Origin of the sequence: Paracidovorax oryzae ATCC 19882, from assembly GCF_000687165.1 — a bacterium.
In the GTDB taxonomy this organism is placed as follows: Bacteria; Pseudomonadota; Gammaproteobacteria; order Burkholderiales; family Burkholderiaceae_C; genus Paracidovorax; species Paracidovorax oryzae.
Window position 1 is genome coordinate 144,043 of sequence record NZ_JMKU01000006.1, and the last position, 19,995, is coordinate 164,037.

Annotated in this window: 18 protein-coding genes and 1 other RNA gene; 10 read left to right on the forward strand and 9 right to left on the reverse strand. The window is 71.4% G+C overall.

What is annotated here, in order from left to right:
* Positions 1 to 186 precede the first annotated feature (186 nt).
* Together T336_RS0105645 and T336_RS0105650 are read left to right on the forward strand one after the other, a co-directional pair.
* Positions 187 to 3,732 carry a UvrD-helicase domain-containing protein gene (locus T336_RS0105645; protein WP_026431795.1) on the forward strand — a complete coding sequence of 1,182 codons (3,546 nt, stop codon included), beginning with the start codon at positions 187 to 189 and terminating at the stop codon, positions 3,730 to 3,732.
* A gap of 45 nt (positions 3,733 to 3,777) precedes the next feature.
* A complete protein-coding gene (locus tag T336_RS0105650; RefSeq protein ID WP_026431796.1) occupies positions 3,778 to 5,157 on the forward strand; it encodes a TIGR03862 family flavoprotein in 1,380 nt (459 codons plus the stop codon).
* A gap of 1 nt (position 5,158) precedes the next feature.
* On the opposite strand, the gene ffs is transcribed toward T336_RS0105650, so the two are convergent.
* Both ffs and T336_RS0105655 read right to left on the reverse strand, forming a co-directional pair.
* An RNA gene (gene ffs / locus T336_RS25965) (signal recognition particle sRNA small type) lies at positions 5,159 to 5,255 on the reverse strand.
* Positions 5,254 to 6,879, reverse strand: coding sequence for a methyl-accepting chemotaxis protein (locus tag T336_RS0105655; RefSeq protein ID WP_026431797.1), 1,626 nt, complete (start codon positions 6,877 to 6,879; stop codon positions 5,254 to 5,256). Before T336_RS0105655 ends, ffs begins: the two co-directional genes overlap by 2 nt.
* Positions 6,880 to 6,998: 119 nt before the next feature.
* On the opposite strand from T336_RS0105655, the gene dnaX reads away from it, so the two are divergent.
* The 6 genes from dnaX (at position 6,999) to T336_RS24780 (ending at position 12,070) form a co-directional block, all read left to right on the forward strand.
* Complete coding sequence (gene dnaX / locus T336_RS0105660; protein WP_026431798.1) at positions 6,999 to 9,023, forward strand: DNA polymerase III subunit gamma/tau; 2,025 nt, start codon at positions 6,999 to 7,001, stop codon at positions 9,021 to 9,023.
* 104 nt (positions 9,024 to 9,127) lie between these two features.
* On the forward strand, positions 9,128 to 9,460 hold the full coding sequence (locus tag T336_RS0105665; protein ID WP_011795741.1) for a YbaB/EbfC family nucleoid-associated protein: 333 nt from the start codon (positions 9,128 to 9,130) through the stop codon (positions 9,458 to 9,460).
* A 17-nt stretch (positions 9,461 to 9,477) separates the two neighbouring features.
* Positions 9,478 to 10,077, forward strand: a complete 600-nt coding sequence (gene recR, locus T336_RS0105670) for a recombination mediator RecR (protein ID WP_026431799.1) — start codon at positions 9,478 to 9,480, stop codon at positions 10,075 to 10,077.
* 33 nt (positions 10,078 to 10,110) lie between these two features.
* Entirely contained in the window at positions 10,111 to 10,515 is a 405-nt protein-coding gene (locus T336_RS0105675; protein WP_019701510.1) for an MAPEG family protein, read from the forward strand.
* 166 nt (positions 10,516 to 10,681) lie between these two features.
* Positions 10,682 to 11,743, forward strand: coding sequence for an ABC transporter substrate-binding protein (locus T336_RS0105680; protein WP_026431800.1), 1,062 nt, complete (start codon positions 10,682 to 10,684; stop codon positions 11,741 to 11,743).
* 174 nt (positions 11,744 to 11,917) lie between these two features.
* Complete coding sequence (locus T336_RS24780) at positions 11,918 to 12,070, forward strand: DUF3096 domain-containing protein (protein WP_013594967.1); 153 nt, start codon at positions 11,918 to 11,920, stop codon at positions 12,068 to 12,070.
* A gap of 46 nt (positions 12,071 to 12,116) precedes the next feature.
* On the opposite strand, the gene T336_RS0105690 is transcribed toward T336_RS24780, so the two are convergent.
* Both T336_RS0105690 and gloB read right to left on the reverse strand, forming a co-directional pair.
* Positions 12,117 to 13,658 (reverse strand): transglycosylase SLT domain-containing protein, encoded by a 1,542-nt coding sequence (locus tag T336_RS0105690; protein ID WP_019701507.1) that lies wholly within the window; start codon positions 13,656 to 13,658, stop codon positions 12,117 to 12,119.
* A 4-nt stretch (positions 13,659 to 13,662) separates the two neighbouring features.
* The gene (gene gloB, locus T336_RS0105695; protein WP_019701506.1) at positions 13,663 to 14,445 is read right to left on the reverse strand and encodes a hydroxyacylglutathione hydrolase; all 783 of its coding nucleotides are present in this window, start codon (positions 14,443 to 14,445) and stop codon (positions 13,663 to 13,665) included.
* On the opposite strand from gloB, the gene T336_RS0105700 reads away from it, so the two are divergent.
* Both T336_RS0105700 and rnhA read left to right on the forward strand, forming a co-directional pair.
* Positions 14,444 to 15,283, forward strand: a complete 840-nt coding sequence (locus T336_RS0105700) for a class I SAM-dependent methyltransferase (RefSeq protein ID WP_035207908.1) — start codon at positions 14,444 to 14,446, stop codon at positions 15,281 to 15,283. The two genes, gloB and T336_RS0105700, sit on opposite strands and share 2 nt — an antisense overlap.
* Before the next feature lie 43 nt (positions 15,284 to 15,326).
* Positions 15,327 to 15,776 (forward strand): ribonuclease HI, encoded by a 450-nt coding sequence (rnhA, locus tag T336_RS0105705; protein WP_019701504.1) that lies wholly within the window; start codon positions 15,327 to 15,329, stop codon positions 15,774 to 15,776.
* Positions 15,777 to 15,783: 7 nt separating this feature from the next.
* On the opposite strand, the gene T336_RS0105710 is transcribed toward rnhA, so the two are convergent.
* The 5 genes from T336_RS0105710 to moaA are packed head-to-tail and all read right to left on the reverse strand — an operon-like array spanning position 15,784 to position 19,942.
* Positions 15,784 to 16,137, reverse strand: coding sequence for a thioredoxin family protein (locus tag T336_RS0105710; protein WP_019701503.1), 354 nt, complete (start codon positions 16,135 to 16,137; stop codon positions 15,784 to 15,786).
* A 59-nt stretch (positions 16,138 to 16,196) separates the two neighbouring features.
* The gene (moeA, locus tag T336_RS0105715; protein WP_019701502.1) at positions 16,197 to 17,552 is read right to left on the reverse strand and encodes a molybdopterin molybdotransferase MoeA; all 1,356 of its coding nucleotides are present in this window, start codon (positions 17,550 to 17,552) and stop codon (positions 16,197 to 16,199) included.
* Complete coding sequence (locus tag T336_RS0105720) at positions 17,549 to 18,136, reverse strand: GNAT family N-acetyltransferase (protein ID WP_019701501.1); 588 nt, start codon at positions 18,134 to 18,136, stop codon at positions 17,549 to 17,551. The genes moeA and T336_RS0105720 overlap by 4 nt, the downstream gene beginning before the upstream one ends.
* The gene (gene mobA, locus T336_RS0105725) at positions 18,133 to 18,786 is read right to left on the reverse strand and encodes a molybdenum cofactor guanylyltransferase MobA (protein WP_019701500.1); all 654 of its coding nucleotides are present in this window, start codon (positions 18,784 to 18,786) and stop codon (positions 18,133 to 18,135) included. Before mobA ends, T336_RS0105720 begins: the two co-directional genes overlap by 4 nt.
* A 13-nt stretch (positions 18,787 to 18,799) precedes the next feature.
* A complete protein-coding gene (gene moaA / locus T336_RS0105730; RefSeq protein WP_026431803.1) occupies positions 18,800 to 19,942 on the reverse strand; it encodes a GTP 3',8-cyclase MoaA in 1,143 nt (380 codons plus the stop codon).
* Positions 19,943 to 19,995 lie beyond the last annotated feature (53 nt).

Below are 19,995 nucleotides of genomic sequence, written 5' to 3' on the forward strand. Positions count from 1 at the left end.
ACGTCCGACCCTGCGCCGGCAGGCTCGGAGCCGCGGCCCTCAGCCCCCGCTCTCGCTACGCTGCGCTTCGCGGGCAGGAGGACGACGCCAGCGCGGCGGGGCGTCCCTTGCGCGGCGTCTGCTGGCCTGGGGCGCGCCGGTCTCAAGCGCCGCTGGCGTTGGCGATTGCCGCAGTGATCAACACCCGTGATGGAGATGCGTGTGCAAGCCGCCTATGAACACAACGGCCGGCCCGTGGAGCGGGAGGCTTTCTACGCCATTGCCTGCGACCCTGCCCGCAGCGTGGCGGTGGAGGCCTGCGCAGGCGCGGGCAAGACGTGGATGCTGGTCTCACGCATCCTGCGCGCGCTGCTGGAAGGCTGCGCACCGCACGAGATCCTGGCGATCACCTTCACCAAGAAGGCCGCGGGCGAGATGCGGCAGCGCCTGCTGGAATGGCTGGAGGCCTTCTCCCACACGCCGCTGCCGGCGCTGCGGGGGGAACTGCAGGCCCGCGGCATTCCGGCGGAGCAGGCCACGGAAGAAGCCTGCGCGCGCCTGCAGGGCCTGTTCCTGCAGGTGCTGGGTGCGGGCCGGCCGGTGCAGATCCGCACTTTCCACAGCTGGTTCGCCGCGCTGCTGGGTACCGCGCCGTTGGCGGTGCTGCAATCGCGCGGGCTGCCGCTGCATTACGAACTGCTTGAAGACGATGCCGAGGCCGTGCGCCGGGTGTGGCCGCTGTTCCTGCAGCAGGTGGCCGCTGATGCCGGCCTGGGGGCGGATTTCGCCGAATCCGTGGCCCTGCACGGCCGCTCCCAGACCCGCAAGGCGCTGGAGGCGGCCCTGGCCAAGCGCGTGGAGTTCGAGCTGGCGGAAGAGGGCGGCGTGGTCGATGCCTCTGTCCCGCCGTTCCACGCGCAGTCGCCGCAATGGGCGGGTCTGGAGCATCCCGCGCAGGCGCTCGCCGCCGAGGACTGCCGGGCACGCTGGCTGGCCTGGGCGGCGGCGCTGGGCTCGGAGTCCGCCAAGACGCCGCAGAAGGCCGCGGATGCCATCGTCACGGCGTTCTGCGACACCGCTGGCCTGCAGGAGCGGCTGGAGGTGCTACGGGGCGCGCTGTTCGTCGCCAAGGAGGACCGGCTCACCCGCCATCTCGAGAAATTCGCCGCGGCGCAGGAGGCGGAGCGGGAGCTGCAGGCCCTGTGCCTCGCGCGGCGCCAGCATGAGGCCTGGCTGCACCAGCAGCGCATGGCGCGGCTGACCCGCGCGCTGGTGGCGGCGTTCGGCGCGCTCAAGCGCGACCGGGGCTGGGTGGACATGAACGACGTGGAGCGCACCGCGCTGGTGATGCTGTCCGACCCGGTGCTCAGCGGCTGGGTGCAGGAGCGCCTGGACGCGCGGGTGCGCCATCTGCTGATCGACGAATTTCAGGACACCAACCCGCTGCAGTGGCAGGCGCTGCATGCCTGGCTCGCGGGCTACGTCGGCACGGGCGGCGGGCATCAGCCCCCCAGCGTGTTCATCGTGGGCGACCCCAAGCAGAGCATCTACCGCTTCCGGCGCGCCGAACCCCAGGTGTTCCGCGCGGCGCAGGCCTTCGTGCGCCAGGGACTGGGCGGCGACCTGCTCGCCTGCGACCACACGCGCCGCAATGCCCCGGAAGTGATCGCCGCGGTGAATGCCGTGATGGGCGCCGCGCAGGCCCAGGGCGACTACGCGGACTTTCGCGACCACACGACCGAATCGCGGGACGCGGGCGTGCTGCTGCGCCTGCCGCCGATCGAAGACGCCGCGGACGAGGATGAAAATCAGGCTGGGCCGCCGGATGCCCGGCCCGACCCGCTGGCCTGGCGCGACAGCCTGGCCCAGCCCCGCCACGAGGCGGAAGAGACCCTGCGCATGCGCGAATGCCAGCAGGCCGCCCGCTGGGTGGCCGACCGGATCACGGCCGGCGTGCCGGCGCGGCAGATCATGGTGCTGGCGCGCAAGCGCGATCGCCTGTCGGCCCTGCAGGATGCCCTGCGCGACCTGCACCTGCCGTGCGTGCAGCCCGAGAAGGTGGAGCTGTGCGAGGCCCCGGAAGTGCAAGACGTCGTCGCCTTGCTGGACGTGCTGGTTTCCCCTGGGCACGATTTGTCCCTGGCCCGCGCCCTGCGCTCTCCCTTGTTCGGCGCGGACGATGCGCTGCTGGTGCGCGTGGCAGTCGCCCGCAGGGATGCGGAGCGCACCGCGGCACGCGGAACGCAGGAGGGCAGCGTGCCGGGATGGCTGGAGCTGCTGGCAGACCAGGCCCTGCTGGACGCCGAGATGCCCGGCCTGTCACACGATTTGCGGCTCTACCGCCACTGGGTGGACCAATGGCCGCCCCACGATGCGCTGGACGCGATCTACCGGCACCGCGACGTGCTCGCCCGGTATGCGGCCGCGTCCCCCGCGCCGCTGCGGCCCGGCGTGCTGGCGAACCTGCGCGCACTGCTGTCGGCCGCGCTGCAGCAGGACGGTGGCCGCTACCTGACGCCCTATGCCTTCGTGCGCGCCCTGAAGCGCCCGGGGCAGCGTGCCCCCGGCCGCGTGGACGCGGATGCCGTGCGCCTGCTGACCATCCACGGGGCGAAGGGGCTGGAGGCGGACGCCGTGCTGCTGCTGGACACCGACGGCCGCGCGCAGAAGGCCGAGACCATGGGCGTGCTGGTGGACTGGCCCGGCGAACTGCCGGCCCCGCGCCGCTTCGTGTTCCTGGCGAGCGAGGCGTCGCCCCCGCCGAGCGCTGCCGATGCGCTGGCCGCCGAGCAGGCGGAGCGCCAGCGCGAGGAGATCAATACCCTGTACGTGGCCATGACGCGCGCGCGCCACTGCCTGGCGCTGTCGTGCGTGCGCGCGTCGCAATCCGCGCCGGGCAGCTGGTGGAACCGGGTCGCGCCCCTGGCGGCCGACGTGCCGCAGGACCCCGGCGGGCCGATGGAACGCGCGGAAGGCCGACCGGTCGCCGCAATGGACGCACAACTGCCGGAACTCCCCGGGTGGCAGGACGCCGTGCCGCTGCCGATGGGGCCGCCGCCCGGGGCCGGGGCAGAGGCCGGCTCGGAGGTCGAAGCTCCGGTGGCCGGGCTTCCCCGGGAACGCCGTGCGCCCTCCACGCCGGTATCCCGGCAGGGCGAGGCCATGCACCAGCTGCTGGAGCAGGCGGGGCTGGCAGGCACGCTGCCTGGCGGGGCCGCCGCAGGAGGCTCCGCCGGATGGCCGCGGGCGCGCCTGCTGCAGCTGGCCCGGGATTTCGAACTGCCTCCGGAACTGGCCGAGCGCGCCGCAGCGATGGCGACCCGCATCCTGCAGGGCGAGGGCGCCTGGGCCTGGAACAGCGCCGACATCGAACTGGCCATGGACGAGGCCCCCATCGTCCACCGCGGGCAGACCCTGCGCATCGACCGGCTCGTGCGCCGCTCCACCGGCGGTCGCGGAGAATGGTGGGTACTGGACTACAAGAGCGCGGCGAACCCCGAGCGGCAGGCGGAGCTGGTGGAACAGATGCGGCGCTACCGCCAGGCCGTGCAGGGCCAGTTTCCCGGAGAGCCCGTGCGCGCGGCCTTCCTCACCGGCGATGGCCGCATGGTGGAGGTGGATTCTTCCGCCCGGGGCCTGCCGGCGCCCGCGCAGCCCTTACCATCGCCCACCCCGGCGGCCGGCCCATCGCACCCGGCCGCCGCGCCCCCTCCACCGGGGCCCAAGCCCGTGCAGGGCTCGCTGTTCGATTGATACCCGCCCGTTCCCTTCCACCCCACGCCCACTGTCCGCACCGCCATGTCGTCTTCTTCCGCTTCCCTGCCGGCCACCGGCCTTCCGACCTGTGACGTGGCCGTGGTCGGCGGCGGGCCGTCGGGCCTGATGGCTGCCGAGGTGATGGCCGCGCGCGGCCTGTCGGTGCATGTGTTCGACGCGATGCCCTCGGTGGGACGCAAGTTCCTGCTGGCGGGCAAGGGCGGGCTCAATCTCACGCACTCCGAGCCGTTCGGCCCTTTCCTGGAGCGTTATGGCGACCGCGCCGGCGCCCTGGAAGCCGGCCTGCGCGCCTTCGGCCCCGACGCCCTGCGCGACTGGGCGCGGGCGCTGGGCGTGGAGACCTTCGTCGGCACCTCCGGCCGCGTCTTCCCGGTGGACATGAAGGCCGCGCCGCTGCTGCGGGCCTGGCTGCACCGGCTGCGCGGCATGGGCGTGCAGTTCCACATGCGGCACCGCTGGCTCGGCTCCGAGGGTGAGGCTGCGGCCGAGGCCGGCGCTGTGCGGGGGGCGGTCGCACTGCGCTTCGCGGCACCGGCGGGCGAGGTGCAGGTGCATGCGCGCGCTGCCGTGCTGGCCCTGGGGGGCGCGAGCTGGCAGCGCCTGGGCTCCGACGGAGCCTGGGTACCGTGGCTGGAGGCCCGGGGCGTGGCGGTGGCGCCGCTGCGGCCGGCGAACTGCGGCTTCGATGTCCTGGGCCCCGGCGCGCCGGCCGACGCCAGCCGGCGTGAGTTCCTGCAGGCGCTGCTGGGGCGCGGTGCTCCGCCGGTGGGATGGACGCCGCACTTCGCCGAGCGCTTCGCCGGCCAGCCGTTCAAGTCGGTGGCCCTGCATTTCACCGACGGCCAGGGACGGTCTTTCCACCGCCGCGGCGAGTTCGTGGCTACCGCGTCCGGCGTGGAGGGCAGCCTCGTGTATGCGGCCTCCGCCCTGCTGCGCGACGAGATCGCCGCGCATGGGCACGCCACCTTCCACCTGGACCTGCTGCCGGACCACACGCCCGAGCGCGTGGAGAAGGAAGTGCGGCATCCGCGCGGCTCGCGCAGCCTGAGCAGCCACCTCAAGAGCCGCCTCGGGCTCGACGGCATCAAGGCCGCGGTGCTGTATGAACAGCTGGGCAAGGAGGGCATGCAGGATGCCCGGGCCCTGGCGCACGCCATCAAGGCGGTGCCGGTGACCGTGGTGGCCTGCCGGCCGCTGGACGAAGCCATCAGCACGGCCGGGGGCGTCGCATTCGAAGCGGTGGACGCGCACGGCATGCTCGCGGCCTGGCCAGGCGTGTTCTGTGCGGGGGAGATGCTGGACTGGGAAGCCCCGACGGGGGGCTACCTGCTTACCGCCTGCATGGCCACCGGCGCAGCGGCGGGGCAGGGTGTCCTGCAATGGCTGCAGGAAGAGAAATGAAGTTGACGAGCCTTACCCCCGGCACTGGCTCCACGGTTAGGGCTGCTTGGTTCCCCACCTGACCCGGTTGGCCGCTTCCCCATGCGGGGAGGCCCGTCACGTCGGATTGTACCCAATGCCGGGGGCACCTCCGGGCAAATTCCCGTCCGCCGTTGCCGTGATCCGGAAAACACCCACCAATTGCTCCAGCCGCGAGGCCTGGGTGGTCAGGGACTGGGCCGCGGCGGTGGCTTCTTCCACCAGCGCGGCGTTCTGCTGGGTGGCCTGGTCCATGTGGGTCACGGCCTGGTTCACCTGGTCGATGCCGGCGGCCTGCTCCTGGTTGGCGGAGGCGATCTCCTGGATCAGGCGCGCCACCTGCTGCACGCTGTCCACCACCTCGCCCATGGTGGCGCCGGCCTGGTTCACCAGCCGGGAGCTTTCGCCCACCTGCTGCACCGAGGTGTCGATCAGCTGCTTGATCTCCTTCGCGGCCGAGGCGGAGCGCTGGGCCAGGCTGCGCACCTCGCTGGCGACCACCGCGAAGCCGCGGCCCTGCTCGCCGGCACGCGCCGCTTCCACGGCGGCGTTCAGCGCCAGGATATTGGTCTGGAACGCGATGCCGTCGATTACGCCGATGATGTCCACGATGCGCCGGGAGGAGTCGGTCACCGCGCCCATGGTGCTGACCATCTGCCCCACCATCGCACCGCCGCGCTGCGCCACCTCGGACGTGGAGCCCGCCAGTTGCGCCGCGTGGCGGGCGTTGTCGGCGTTGTGGCGCACGGTGCTGGTGAGCTGCTCCATCGAGGCGGCCGTCTGCTGCAGGGCCCCGGCCTGCTGCTCGGTGCGGGCGGACAGGTCGTTGTTGCCGGCCGCGATCTCTGCCGATGCAGTGTTGATGGACTGGGTGCCGGAGCGCACCTCGGCCACGATGTGGGCAATGCTCTGGCGCATGCGCTCCAGCCCGTGCAGCACGCTGGACTGGTCGCCCGGCTTGAGGGCGATCGGATGTGCGAGGTGGCCCTGCGCTATGGCCTCGCTGATGCGCAGGGCTTCGCCCGGCTCGCCGCCGAGTTCACGCACCAGGCTGCGGGCGATCAGCAGGCCCAGCGCCAGCAGCAGCCCGGCCAGCACCAGGGCGCCCAGGCCGAAGCGCAGGATGCGTGCATTCACCGTGGCGGCGACCGTGTCCACGTACACGCCCGAGCCGATCACCCAGCCCCAGGGGGCGAAACCCTTGACGTACGAGATTTTCGGCACCGGCTCTGTGGCGCCGGGCTTGGGCCACAGATAGGGTACGAAGCCCGAGCCGCTTTGCCGGACCATGTCCACGAAGGCCACGAACAGGTGCTTGCCGGTCGGGTCCTGGTTGGCCGCCAGGTTCTTGCCTTCCAGTTCGGGGCGGATGGGGTGCATGAGCATGACCGGCCCCATGTCGTTGATCCACAGGTATTCGCTGCCGCTGTAGCGCATGGCGCGCAGGGCGTCCATGGCCATCTGCCGGGCCTGGGCGTCGGTGACCTTGCCCTCCGCGGCGAGCGCGTGGTAGCGGGCGACCAGGCTGTGGGCGACTTCCACCGTCTGCCGTACGCCGGCCTGGCGCTCCTCCATGATGAGTTTCCGTTCGGAGGCCAGCAGCACGGCGGTGATCAGCGCGATGCCCAGCAGGGCGCAGCCGATCAGCAGGCCCAGGCGGCGTGCGATGCCCATGCGGGCGAGCCAAGGCGTGTTTCTTTCCATGATCCCCTCTTTTTCGGTGCGGGTGGCCGGTGCGGAAATGCCCGGCCGTCTCCCTGTCACCAAATGTTAGTGGCGCCGCGCGCCCTGCAGGGGCTGGCGACCCCCGTAGAATCCCGCGGATGTCCTATCTCGTGCTCGCCCGCAAATACCGCCCCAAGACCTTCTCGGAGATGGTCGGGCAGGAACATGTGGTGCAGGCGCTCTCGAATGCGTTGATCCAGCAGCGCCTGCACCATGCGTACCTGTTCACGGGCACGCGGGGGGTGGGCAAGACCACGGTGTCGCGCATCCTGGCCAAATCGCTCAACTGCCAGGGCGAGGACGGGCAGGGGGGCATCACGGCGACGCCCTGCGGCGTGTGCCAGGCCTGCCGGGACATCGACGCCGGCCGCTTCGTGGATTACACCGAACTCGATGCCGCCTCCAACCGCGGCGTGGACGAGGTGCAGGGCCTGCTGGAGCAGGCCGTGTACAAGCCCGTGCAGGGGCGCTTCAAGGTCTTCATGATCGACGAGGTCCACATGCTCACGAACACCGCGTTCAACGCGATGCTCAAGACGCTGGAGGAGCCGCCCGAATACCTGAAGTTCGTGCTGGCCACGACCGACCCGCAGAAGGTGCCGGTCACCGTGCTCAGCCGCTGCCTGCAGTTCAACCTGCGGCCCATGGCGCCGGAAACCGTGCTGGAGCACCTCACCCGGGTGCTCGCCCAGGAAAGCGTGCCGGCCGAGCCGCAGGCGCTGCGGCTGCTGGCGCGTGCTGCGCGCGGCTCCATGCGCGATGCGCTGTCGCTCACCGACCAGGCCATCGCCTTCGGCAGCGGCCAGCTCCAGGAAGCCGGCGTGCGCCAGATGCTGGGCAGCGTGGACCGCAGTTACGTGTTCCGCCTCATCGACGCGCTGGCGCGCGGCGACGGGCGCACCGTGGTGGAAACTTCCGAATCCCTGCGCATGCACGGGCTGTCCGCCGCCTCCACGCTCGAGGAAATGAGCGCCGTGCTGCAGCGCATGGCGGTGTTCCAGGCCGTGCCGCAGATGGCCGACGCGGTGGATCCGGCCGATCCGGAGGCTTCCGAAATCGCGCGGCTGGCCGGCACGCTGCCCGCCGACGAGACGCAACTGCTCTACAGCATCTGCCTGCACGGGCGCACTGAACTGGGCCTGGCGCCCGACGAGTACGCGGCGCTGACCATGGCGCTGCTGCGGCTGCTGGCCTTCAAGCCTGCGGCGGAGGGCGGAACGCCCCCGGCGGAAAAAAAAACACTGAAACCGCCCCAGGCGCAGCCTCCGGCCCCTGAGCCTGGGCCGGTGTCCGCCGCGGAACCTGCACCTTCCATTCCTGTACCCGCGGCAGCCTCCGCGCCCGTGGAGCCCGCCGCCGCCGCACTGCCCGGGCCGGAAACCCGGCCTGCCGAAGCCCGCGCGCCCGAGCCCGCACCGCTTTCCCCCGATCTGCAGGAGCCATCCTCCGGCGATGCACCCTGGGCGGACGATGCGCCCCCGCCAGCCGCGGCCGCCTCCACGGCGTCACCGGCCCCCGCGCAGGAGCCGTCGTCCGGCGCCGCCGCGGCGGAGGCCGTGCGCCTGCCGGTCAGGACGCCGGCCGACCTGCAGGCGCACCGTCCCGCCAATGCCGCGCCACCTGCCGCCAGCACCCCGGATTTCGTGGCCATTCCCGTGCGGGTCGCGCCGGAGCCCGGCATGCGGCTGCAGCCGGCGGCCTCGCCCGGCGCCCTGCCGGCCTCGGCCCGCTATACGCCGACGGAAGAGGGCGATGTCTGGCATGCCACCGTGATGCAGCTCGTCGCGGCCGAGGCCATCAATGCGCTGGTGCGCGAGCTTGCGCTGCAGTCCCAGCTGGTGGCCCGCGACGCCGACCATTGGCTGCTGCGCGTGGAGCGCGAATCGCTCAACCAGCCCACGGCACGCGAGCGCCTGCGCGCCGCGCTGGAGGCGGCCGGCTTCGCCCGCCAGATCAGCGTGGAGGTGGGCGCGGTCATCGACAGCCCCGCGCGGCGCAATGCCCACGCGGCCGCGGAGCGCCAGCGGCGCGCGCAGGAGATCGTGGAAAACGATCCCTACGTGCAGGCGCTGGTGCGGGACTTCGGGGCGAGAATCGTTCCTGGCAGCATCAAGCCCGCATGAAGGCCTGCACAAAGACCCGCATGACGCGCCGCCCGGCGCGCGGCCCCGCCGGACTCGCCTGAATTTTTCGCTTTCGTCTTCGACCCCCAGAGAAAAGGAACCCCATGTTCAACAAAGGACAACTCGCCGGCCTGATGAAGCAGGCCCAGGCCATGCAGGACAACCTGAAGAAGGCCCAGGACGAACTCGCCCTGATCGAGGTCGAGGGCGAGTCCGGCGCCGGCCTCGTCAAGGTGCTGATGACCTGCAAGCACGACGTGAAGCGCGTCACCATCGACCCGAGCCTGCTGTCGGACGACAAGGACATGCTGGAAGACCTGGTGGCCGCGGCCTTCAATGCCGCGGTGCGCAAGGCCGAGGAAACCTCGCAGGAGAAGATGGGCAAGCTGACCGCGGGCATGCCCGGCATGCCGCCCGGCATGAAGTTCCCGTTCTGACCGGCGCCGTGCCCGCCATGGCGTCCGGCTCCGACATGCATTCGCTCGACGCCCTCGTGCAGGCGCTGCGGCGCCTGCCGGGCGTGGGCGTGAAGTCGGCCCAGCGCATGGCGTTCCACCTGATGCAGCACGACCGGCAGGGCGCCGAAGTGCTGTCCCGCGCGCTGCACGACGCCGCACAATCGGTGCGGCACTGCGCGCGCTGCCATACCTTCACCGAGGGCGAGGTCTGCTCGACCTGCCTCGATCCGTCGCGCGACGCTTCCCGGCTGGCCGTGGTGGAAACCCCTGCGGACCAGGCCGCGCTGGAGCGCACCGGTGCCTTCCGGGGACTTTACTTCGTGCTGATGGGCAAGCTGTCGCCGCTGGACGGCATCGGCCCGAAGGACATCGGTTTCGGCAAGCTGCTGGAGCGTGCCGGCGACGGCGTGGTCCAGGAGGTCATCCTCGCCACCAATTTCACGGCCGAGGGCGAGGCGACCGCGCATGCCCTCAGCGAAACGCTCAAGGCGCGCGGCATGCACGTGACGCGCCTGGCACGCGGCGTGCCGGTGGGCAGCGAGCTGGAATACGTGGACCTGGGCACCATCGCCCATGCCCTCGTGGACCGGCGGTAGCCCGGGCTGCGCCAGGCTTTCTGGAAGATCGACATGAATTCCCTGCACATCGCCCGCTTCACCGTGGCGTACTGGTGCGTTTTCGCGATGGCGCTCATGCCGATCGCCTGCGCCATGCTGGCCAAGCGCGGCGGATTCAGGGCCGCGGACAACCGCGATCCGCGCAGTTGGGCAGCGCGGCAGACCGACTGGCGCGCCCGCGCGCTCGCAGCCCAGTCCAATACCTTCGAGTGCCTGCCGTTCTTCATCGGCGCGGTGATCGTCGCGCACCAGCTGGGTGCCGCGCAGACACTGCTGGACCTGCTGGCCCTGGCGTTCGTGATGCTGCGGATGTTCTACGTGCTGATGTACGTCTCCGACATGCCCACCATCCGCAGCGCCGTCTGGCTCGGCGCCTTCGCGGTCAACGCGGCCATTTTCTTTCTCGGCTACCGCTGACCCGGGCCCGCGGGCGGGGTGCTGCAGCGCGGGGTTGCCGGCCGCCGGGCCTGCCGCGGCTTCGGTTTATTGCGTTTCCTTGCGGTTTACAGGGATTCTCCCCAGTACCGGCCGGGCGCTTTTCGGGCACGATTGCTGCAGTGCAGCATAAATCCCGCTCCGTTCCATGACTTCGCCGTCCTTCAGCCGCCGCCGCCTGGGCGCCATGGCCCTGTCCTTGCCGCTGGCAAGCCTGGCAGGTGGTGGTGCGCGGGCGCTCGTGCCGCCGTTCGGCGTGGCATCCCGGGGGCAGGTGCGCGTCGCCGTGGGCGGTGCGGGCCTGCTCTACTACCTGCCCCTCACCGTGGCATGGCAGCTGGGCTTCTTCCGTGCCGAGGGCCTGGACGTGGTCATCCAGGACTACGCCGGGGGCGCGCTCGCGCTGCAGGCCGTGGAGCAGGGTGCTGCGGATGTGTGTTGCGGGGGCTACGACCATACGCTGCGCCGGCAATTGCACGGGCACGATGACTGCGCCGTGGTGCTGCTGGGTCGGGCCCCGCAGCTGGCGTTCGCTGCCTCCACGCGCGGCTGGCCCATGCGGAGCGTGCAGAGCTTCAAGGGCCTGCGGGTGGGGGTGACGGCGCCCGGCTCGTCCACGCACATGCTGGCGCAGCTGGCCCTGTCGCAGAACGGCGCGTCGCTGGAAGACATCTCCTTCGTGGGCGTGGGCGCCTCCGGCCGCGGCGCGCTGGCCGCGCTCCGGCAGGGCCGCATCCATGCGCTGTGCCATGCCGATCCCGTGGTGAGCGTGCTCGAGCAGCACGGAGAGGTGCGGCTGCTCTGCGACACACGCACCCTCAAGGCGTCGCAAGAACTCTTCGGCGGCACCATGCCGGCGTCCAGCCTGTATGCGCCCCGGGCGTTCGTGCAGCAGCATGCCGCCGTGTCGCAGGCGCTCGTGCATGCCATGGTGCATGCGCTCAAGTGGCTGCAGACGGCCAGTGCCGCGGACCTCATGCGCGTGGTGCCGCAGGACGACCTGCTCGGCGACCGCAGCGCCTACATGGCCGCATTCCACAAGGTGCGCGACACCTTCTCGCCGGACGGCATGATGCCCGACGACGGCCCCGCCACGGCCTTGCGCGCGCTGGCGCGGCTGCGGCCGGAATGGGCCGCCTCCAAGGTGGACCTGGGGCGCACCTACACCAACGAATACGCGCGCAAGGCCAAGGCGAAGTTCAACGCCTGAGCACGCCGGCAGCCCCCAAGTGGCGCCATGGTCCGACACCACTGCGCCACGGCGCGGCGTTAGATTCCGGCCACTGCCCGGCAATCGGCGTCCGGGCACCGGCCGGCCGCGCTGCGGACGGCTGCATCCAGCCTTTCACCCCTGTTGACCCCGTTCTCCGAGGAAACCTCTCCCATGACACTGAACCTCAGCATCGGCCCGCTCGTGGCCCTCATCGCCGGCATCCTCATCCTGGTGATGCCCCGCCTGCTCAACTTCATCGTGGCGATCTACCTCATCCTCATCGGCGTGCTCGGGCTCGTGGGCATGCACAACCTGAGGATCTGACGGGCGCAGGGAGGCATCTCCCCAGCGCGCTTTCGTCAGCGCTCCATCAGCGTTTCTTCACGCGCGACGGGGTCCCGCCCTTGCGGGACGGCGCAGGCGCCGATGCCTTCTTCGCCGTGCCCTTCGACGGCGCGGCCGACTGGCGGCTGGTGCGGCTGCTGCTGGCCGAGGCGCCGGAGGTCATGCGCACCGGCAGATACACCACCACCGCCTCTCCGGCCTTGAACGACGCGGTGGATTTCACGTCGTTCCAGGTCGCGACGTCCGCGGTGGTGACCTTGTAGCGCCGGGCGATGGTGGCCACCGAATCGCGCTTGCCGGCGCGCACCGTGGTGCGGCGGGTGACGATCTCGGGGGTGAAGGCGACCTGGCCGTTGTCGGCCAGCTGCCCAGGCACATCCGCCTGCGTCGCGTTGCCGCGGGGCACCATCAGGGCCGATCCGGCCTTGATGAGCATGCGCGGCGGGATCTTGTTCACGTTGCGCAGGTCGGCCTCGCTCATGCCGACGCGCTGCGCCGCCGCGGAGACGCTCATCGTGGTCGGGACGCTCCAGACCGTCCAGCTCGCGTACTGGCCCTCGGTGTAGGCCTCCAGGTTCTTGCGGAAGACCTGCGCGTTGTCCCAGGGCAGCAGGATTTGCGGCATGCCGGCCGCGAGGATGATGGGCTTGTGCAGCGAGGGATTGAGTTCGCGGAAGTCCTGCTCGCGCACGCCCGCCAGGCTGGCCACCAGCGAGACATCGATGTCGCGGGTGATGTCCACCGTCTGGAAGTAAGGATGGTTCTCGATGAGCGGCAGCTCGGTGTTGAAGCGCTCCGGGTGCGCGACGATGTTCTTCACCGCCTGCAGCTTGGGCACGTACATGCGGGTTTCCGCCGGCATGTTCAGGTCGGTGTAGCCAGTGCCCAGGCCCATCTTCTGGTTGCGGGCGATGGCGCGGCTCACATTGCCTTCGCCCCAGTTGTAGGCGGCCAGGGCCAGGTGCCAGTCGCCGAACATGCCGTAGAGCCGCTGCAGGTAATCCAGCGCCGCGCGGGTGGAGGCGAGCACGTCGCGCCGGTCGTCGCGGAAGGCGTTCTGCTTGAGCTGGTAGTCGCTGCCGGTGGCGGGCATGAATTGCCACATGCCCACGGCCTTGGCGCTGGAGACCGCCATGGGGTTGAAGGCGCTCTCGATATAGGGCAGCAGCGCCAGTTCGGTGGGCATGCCGCGCAACTCCAGTTCTTCCACGATATGGAAGAGGTATTTGCTGGAGCGCTCGGTCATGCGCTGCATGTAGTCGGGGCGGCTCGCATACCAGAGCTCGCGGTCTCGCACCAGGTCCTGGTCGAGGTCCGGCATGGCGAAGCCGCGGCGGATGCGGTCCCAGAGGTCTGTGGGAGCGGCCAGCGAGGTCACGCCGAAGTGGCTCGCGTCCGCTGCGGTGATGGGGCGCAGTGGAGGGGAGCCCGCCGTGGGCGGGGTGGGCGCGGTGCCGCCCGTCGTGCTGGAAGGGGTGGCCGGGGCGTCCTTGCCGGGGGTGCCGGGCGCCGCGCAGCCGGTGAGCCAGAGCACGCTCGCGAGGCCCAGGATGTGCAGGAGTTTCATGGGGTCAGGTCGGTCGGAATTCGTTTTTCCACTGGCGCAGCGCCGCCAGCACCGAGGCCGGGTCGGCGGTGTCGGTGCGCGGTGCGAAAGCCTGCGCCGCACGGGCCACGCCGGGCTCCCGCGTCCGCAGGAAGGGGTTGACGGCATGCTCCGTGCCGAGCCGCGAGGGCAGGGTGGGCTCCCCGGCGGCGCGGAGCGCCTCGCAGTCACGGCTGTACTGGAGCAGCGCCGCGTTGCCAGGTTCCACGGCCCGCGCGAAAGCAAGGTTCGAAAGTGTGTATTCGTGGGCGCAGCACACCCGCGTGTCCGGCGGCAATGCGCCGAGCCGGTCGAGCGAATGCTGCATCTGGGCGGGCGTGCCCTCGAAGAGCCGGCCGCACCCGCCGGAAAACAGCGTGTCGCCGCAGAAGAGCAGCGGACCGCCCGCGGCGTCCGCGGCGTAGTAGGCGATGTGCCCTGCCGTGTGGCCGGGCACGTCGATCACCGAGAATTGCAGGCCCAGCACCTGCAGCGTGTCGCCATCGGCCAGCGGCTGCGCCGGCTGGGGGATGGACTCGCGCGCCGGGCCGCAGACCGGTGCGCCGGTGGCCTCGCGCAGCGCCGCCACGCCGCCGACATGATCGCCGTGGTGGTGCGTGACTAGAATCGCCTGCAGTGCCAGGCCATGGTGCTGCAGGGCCTGCAGCACCGGGCCGGCCTCCCCTGGATCGACCACGGCGGCCGAGTGGCCGTCGTGCAGCATCCAGATGTAGTTGTCGGTGAAAGCGGGCAGCGGCAGCAAGTTCATGAGCGACGAAATTATAGGTTTGCACCATTGGTTCGACTCACCGCCCGGCCGCTACCTGCTGGCGTGGGAGCAGGAACGCTATGACGAGATGGTGGCCGACGTGTTCGGCTTCCATGCGCTGCAGCTCGGCATGCCCGGCCTGCAGGGACTGCGGGCCAACCGCATGCCGCACCGCTGGCTGGCTCTGGGCGCTGCCGAAGCGCTGCTGTGGCCGCCGCCGGCAGAGACCGAAGCCGGACCGGCGGACGGCCCCGTGCGCGCGGCGCTGCTGGCCGACCCGGTGGCGCTGCCGTTTCCGGAGAACAGCCTCGACCTGGTGCTGCTGCCGCACGCGCTGGAGCTCAGCGTGGATCCGCATGCCGCACTGCGCGAGGTGCACAGGGTGCTGATGCCTGAAGGGCGGCTGGTGGTGAGCGGGCTCAATCCCGTGAGCCTCTGGGGCCTGCGCCAGCGCCGCGTGCGGCTGTACCAGCGCCTGGGAGCCGGGGGGCAGCTCTACCTGCCCGACGTGGGCGAGTTCATCGGCCACTGGCGTCTGCGCGACTGGCTGCGGCTGCTGAACTTCGAGATCGAGACCATCAGCTTCGGTGCCTACCGTCCCGCGGTGCGCAGCGCGCGCTGGCTCGACCGGTACGAATGGCTGGATGCCGTGGGGGCACGCTGGTGGCCGATACTCGGGGCCGCCTACATGGTGGTGGCCGTCAAGCGCGTGCATGGCATGCGCCTGCTGGAGCCGTCCTGGCGCACTGGCCAGGCCCCGCAGGCGCGCGCCGCGACCGTGCCGGTGGCACAGCGCGCCGGGCCGGAACCCGGGGGCGCGCGGCGGGGCGGCCGGTGAAGACGCGGAAGCTATGAATGACGACAAAGGAAGCGAGCGAGTTTTGAATCAGGTTGTGATCTATACCGACGGGGCCTGCAAGGGCAATCCGGGTCCCGGCGGCTGGGGGGTGGTGCTGCGTTCGGGGGCGCTGGAAAAGGAATTGTGCGGGGGGGAGCTGGGCACCACCAACAACCGCATGGAACTGCTGGCCGTGATCGAGGCCCTGGGCGCGCTCAAGCGCCCGTGCGCGGTCACGCTCTATCTCGATAGCCAGTACGTGCGCAAGGGCATCACGGAGTGGATCCAGGGATGGAAGAAAAAGGGCTGGCGTACGGCATCCGGCCAGCCGGTGAAGAACGTGGAACTGTGGAAGCGGCTCGACGACCTCGTTGCCGGGGGCGGCCATGTGATCGACTGGCGTTGGGTGAAGGGCCATGCGGGCGACCCCGGCAACGAACGCGCGGACGCGCTCGCCAACAAGGGCGTGGACAAGGCCCTGGGCCGGGCCTAGCGCCGGGTCAGGCCGGGCCGATGCTGATGGCCGGCGCGTGGGCGATCGCCTGCATGCCCGGATGCAGGGCCGTCGCGTCCTGCGGCCGGACCACCCGGTCGATCTCCTTGCCGTCGCGCAGGAACACCAGGGTGGGCCAGAGCTTCACGCCGAAGCTGCGGCCCAGCGGACGGCCCGGGCCGTCTTCGACCTTGATGTGCTGTATGGCATCGTGGTCCTTGAGGGCGGCTTCGATCAGCGGCTGCGCGCGCTGGCAGTAGCCGCACCAGGGCGTGCCGAACTCCAGGACGGCCGCGCCCTGCAGGCGGTCGATATCCTCCCGCGCGGGGGCTTCGGCGAGGTGCTGGGCGGTATAGGGCATGGGGCTTTCCAGTCGGTGGGGATGGTTGCAAGGGTACGCCCGGCCCGGGCCTTCCCGTGTCAGAGCATGCCGTCAAACAGCAGCACGTCCACCGGCTCGCCCACGGCGACGGGGCCGCGGGCGTGCGGCAGCAGGATGAGCCCGTCGGCCTGCACCATGGAACTCAGCAGCCCCGAGCCCTGTGGCCCGGTGGTGCGCACGCACAGGGTGCCTTCCGCATCCTGGAAGACGATGCCGCGCTGGTATTCGGTGCGCCCGGGGCGCTTGTGCAGCGGCTCGGCCGCGAGCGCACGCAGCGCGGGCGGTGCCGTGGACTCGCAGCCCATCATGCGCCACAGCGCCGGCCGCACGAACACGAGGAAGGCCACCATCGCCGCCACCGGATTGCCGGGCAGCGCGAACAGCACGGCGGCGCCGTCCGCTCCGGCTTCGCTGCCGCCGGCTCCTTGCGGGCGCGGGATGCGGCCTGCGGCCATCGGGCGGCCCGGCCGCATGGCGATGCGCCAGAACTCCACCTGGCCGAGGTGGTCGAGCAGCGTGCGCGTGTGGTCGGCCGCACCCGCGCTGACGCCTCCGCTGGTGACGATGGCGTCGGCACGCGCCGCCGCCGCGCGCAGCGTGGCTTCCAGGGCCTGCGGCTCGTCCGGGACGGCGCCCAGGTCGATGGGCTCCACGCCCATGCGTGCCAGCAGCCCGAACAGGGTGTATCGGTTGCTGTCGTACACGGCCCCCTCGCGCCAGGGCGTTCCCAGGCTGAGGATCTCGTCCCCCGTGGAGAAGAACGCCACCCGCAGGCGGCGGACGACGGGCACCGTGGCCTGCCCGAGGCTCGCCAGCAGCCCGAGCGCGGCCGGCGCGAGCCGGGTTCCTTTGGACAGGGCGGTCCGGCCGCGCGCCAGGTCCTCGCCCGCGCGCCGGCGGTGCTCGCCCCGGCGGACCGCGCCCGGGGCGACGGTGATGCTCTCCGCCCCGCCCGCGGGGGGCGCGGTGAGGATGGCTTCCTGGGGAACCACGGTGTCGGCTCCGTGCGGCATCACCGCGCCGGTCATGATGCGCAGGCACTGGCCCGGCCCGAGGCGCCCCGGCCAGCGGTGGCCGGCGAGCACGGTGCCGGCCACCTGCAGGGCCAGCGGCTGCCCGTCCACCAGGGCCGCGCCGTCGAAGGCGAAGCCGTCCATGGCGGAGTTGTCGTGCGGCGGTACGTCCATGGGCGAGACGACGTCCTCGGCGAGGATGCGGTCGAGTGCGGCGAAGATGTCCACCCGTTCGATGCCAAGCACCGGTTCGGCGAGTGCGGCGAGCCGCGCATGCACGGCGTCCACGGGCAGGTCGTGCGCCACGGTGGCTGCCGGGGACGTGGCGGGCGTCGTCGATGGGGGCGGCGGATGGCCTGGGCGAAAGGTCATGGGGCTCATGTGGCTCGGGGCAGCATGCGGTACATGTGAAGCTTGTCGTAAGGGATTCCGGCCACCCGGATGGCCCCCGGCAGCAGGCCCCAGGGGCGGAAGCACTCGCTCTCGTAGAGCCGCACGGCGTTCCCGTTGACGGCGGTCACCGACAGCTCCAGCAGTTCGAGCCCCTCCATCTGCATGGCGTATTCGATGCAGGCGCGCAGCAGTTGCCGGCCGATGCCGCGCCGCTGGGCGTGCGGGGCGACCATCATGGCGATCACCAGGGCGCAGTGGCGCTGCTGCAGGCGCGCCTGCCGCTCGCAACCCACGCTGCCCAGCAGTTCGCCGGAAGCTGCATCGAATGCACCGAGAAAGAAGAGGCCCGAGCCTGGCGTGCCGAAGCGTGCCGCATAGGATTCGGCCGGCCTGCCGACCGCACTGGCGTAGTCCGAAGTGAAGGCCTCCGGTGTGGCGAGCAGGGCGGCATCCCGCAGCGTCTTGTAGGCCGCTGCATGGGATGCGTCCAGCAGCCCGATGCGCGCGGCCGGCGTGCCGGGTGGCCCGGAGCGGCCGCCAGACAAGGAAGGGGCAGGGGCGGTCGGGTTCATGCCGTGTCGGCTTCCAGGCGGTGCAGTTCGTCCAGGGTGTTGGCGTTGCGGAAGGCGTGCGGGTCGTCTCCCGGCCGGTCGAAAGCGGCCGTGGCCAGGACGTGTCGGCCCATCCAGTCCAGCACCTTGCGCCCGCCGCCGTCCAGATAGCGCCGCAGGTCGTCCTGCAGGCCCGCGCGCAGCAGGCAGGCCACCGGGTGCATGCGTAGCGGCACCGGCGCTGCGTCGGGAGAGCCAGTCGGCAGGGCGTCGGGGGCGGCCGCGATGGCGATGTCCGCGCCCGCCGCCATGGCGGCCTCGGCCAGCCGGGCGCCGAGGTCGAGCGGAAAGCAGGGCGTATCGCAGGGCACGGCCAGCAGCCAGGGCGCGTCGCACCATTGCAGGCCCGCCAGGAGGCCAGCCAGGGGCCCGGGATGGCCGGGCAGGGCGTCGCCCAGGACGGGAATGCCGAACGCGGCGTAACGGTCCAGGTGGCGGTTGGCGCTGACGGACAGCTTTCCGGGGGCGGCCTGCGGGCGCAGCCGCTCCAGCGCGACCGCGGCGAGCGGCCGGCCCCTGAATGGCTGCAGGCCCTTGTCCAGCCCGCCCATGCGGGCGCCCTGGCCGCCGGCCAGGACCATGCCGGCGATGTCCGCGCGGCGGATCACCATGGCACCCCGCGCCTCATCCGCCGATGTAGCTCATCTCGACGCGCCGCGCGGCCGGTGCGCCGGTGGCCGGCGGCAGGCTCCCCCGCAGTTCGGAATAGCGGTCGGTGCGGCCCTGCCAGATGCCGGCGATGGCTGCGGCCAGATCGGGGTCGGCGGCCCCGCCGCGCAGCAGCGCGCGCAGGTCCCAGCCCTGCGTGGCGAAGAGGCACAGGTAGAGCCGGCCTTCCATCGACAGCCGGGCGCGGTTGCAATCGCCGCAGAACGCGCGGGTGACGCTGCTGATCGTTCCCACTTCTCCCAGGGCGGGATCGTGCCGGCCCAGGGCGTCGGCATAACCCCAGCGCTCGGCGGTTTCCCCGGGGGCCGCGGGCGGCAACTGCACGAGGGGCAGTTCCTGCCGGAGCCGGTCGATCACCTGCGCCGACGGCAGCACCTCGTCCATGCGCCATCCATTCGTGGCGCCAACGTCCATGTATTCGATGAAGCGCAGCGTGATGCCGGTGCCCCGGAAATGGCGGGCCATGGGCACGATCTCGTGGTCGTTGGTGCCGCGCTTGACCACCATGTTGACCTTGATGCGCTCGAACCCGGCCGCCCGGGCGGCCTCGATGCCGGAGAGCACCTCGGCGACGGGAAAGTCCACGTCGTTCATGCGGCGGAAGACGCTGTCCTGCAGGCTGTCCAGGCTGACGGTGAGCCTCGCCAGCCCCGCATCGCGCAGGGCCCGGGCCTTGCGGGCGAGCAGCGAGCCGTTGGTGGTCAGCGTCAGGTCGGGCATGCGCCCCTCCGTGGTGCGCAGCCCCGCGAGCTGCTCCACGAGGTTCTCCAGGTGGCGCCGCAGCAGCGGTTCCCCGCCCGTGAGCCGGATCTTGCGCACGCCATGGGCCAGGAAGACCCGCGCCAGGCGCGTGATCTCCTCGAAGCTGAGCAGGTCGCCGTGGGACAGGTAGGGATAATCCTTGCCGAAGACTTCCTTGGGCATGCAGTAGCTGCAGCGGAAATTGCAGCGGTCGGTGACGCTGATGCGCAGGTCGCGCAGGGGCCGGCCCAGCGCATCGGCCAGGCGCCCGTCGGGCCCGGCGAAGGGGCCCTCGGGCATGCGGGGACGCAGCGCGGCGATGCGCTGGTCCACGAGCGGAATCACACGTTCGGCCATGGCGGGATTCTGCCGCATGGCCGCAGTAGGGGTATGGACGGACGGCGGAATAT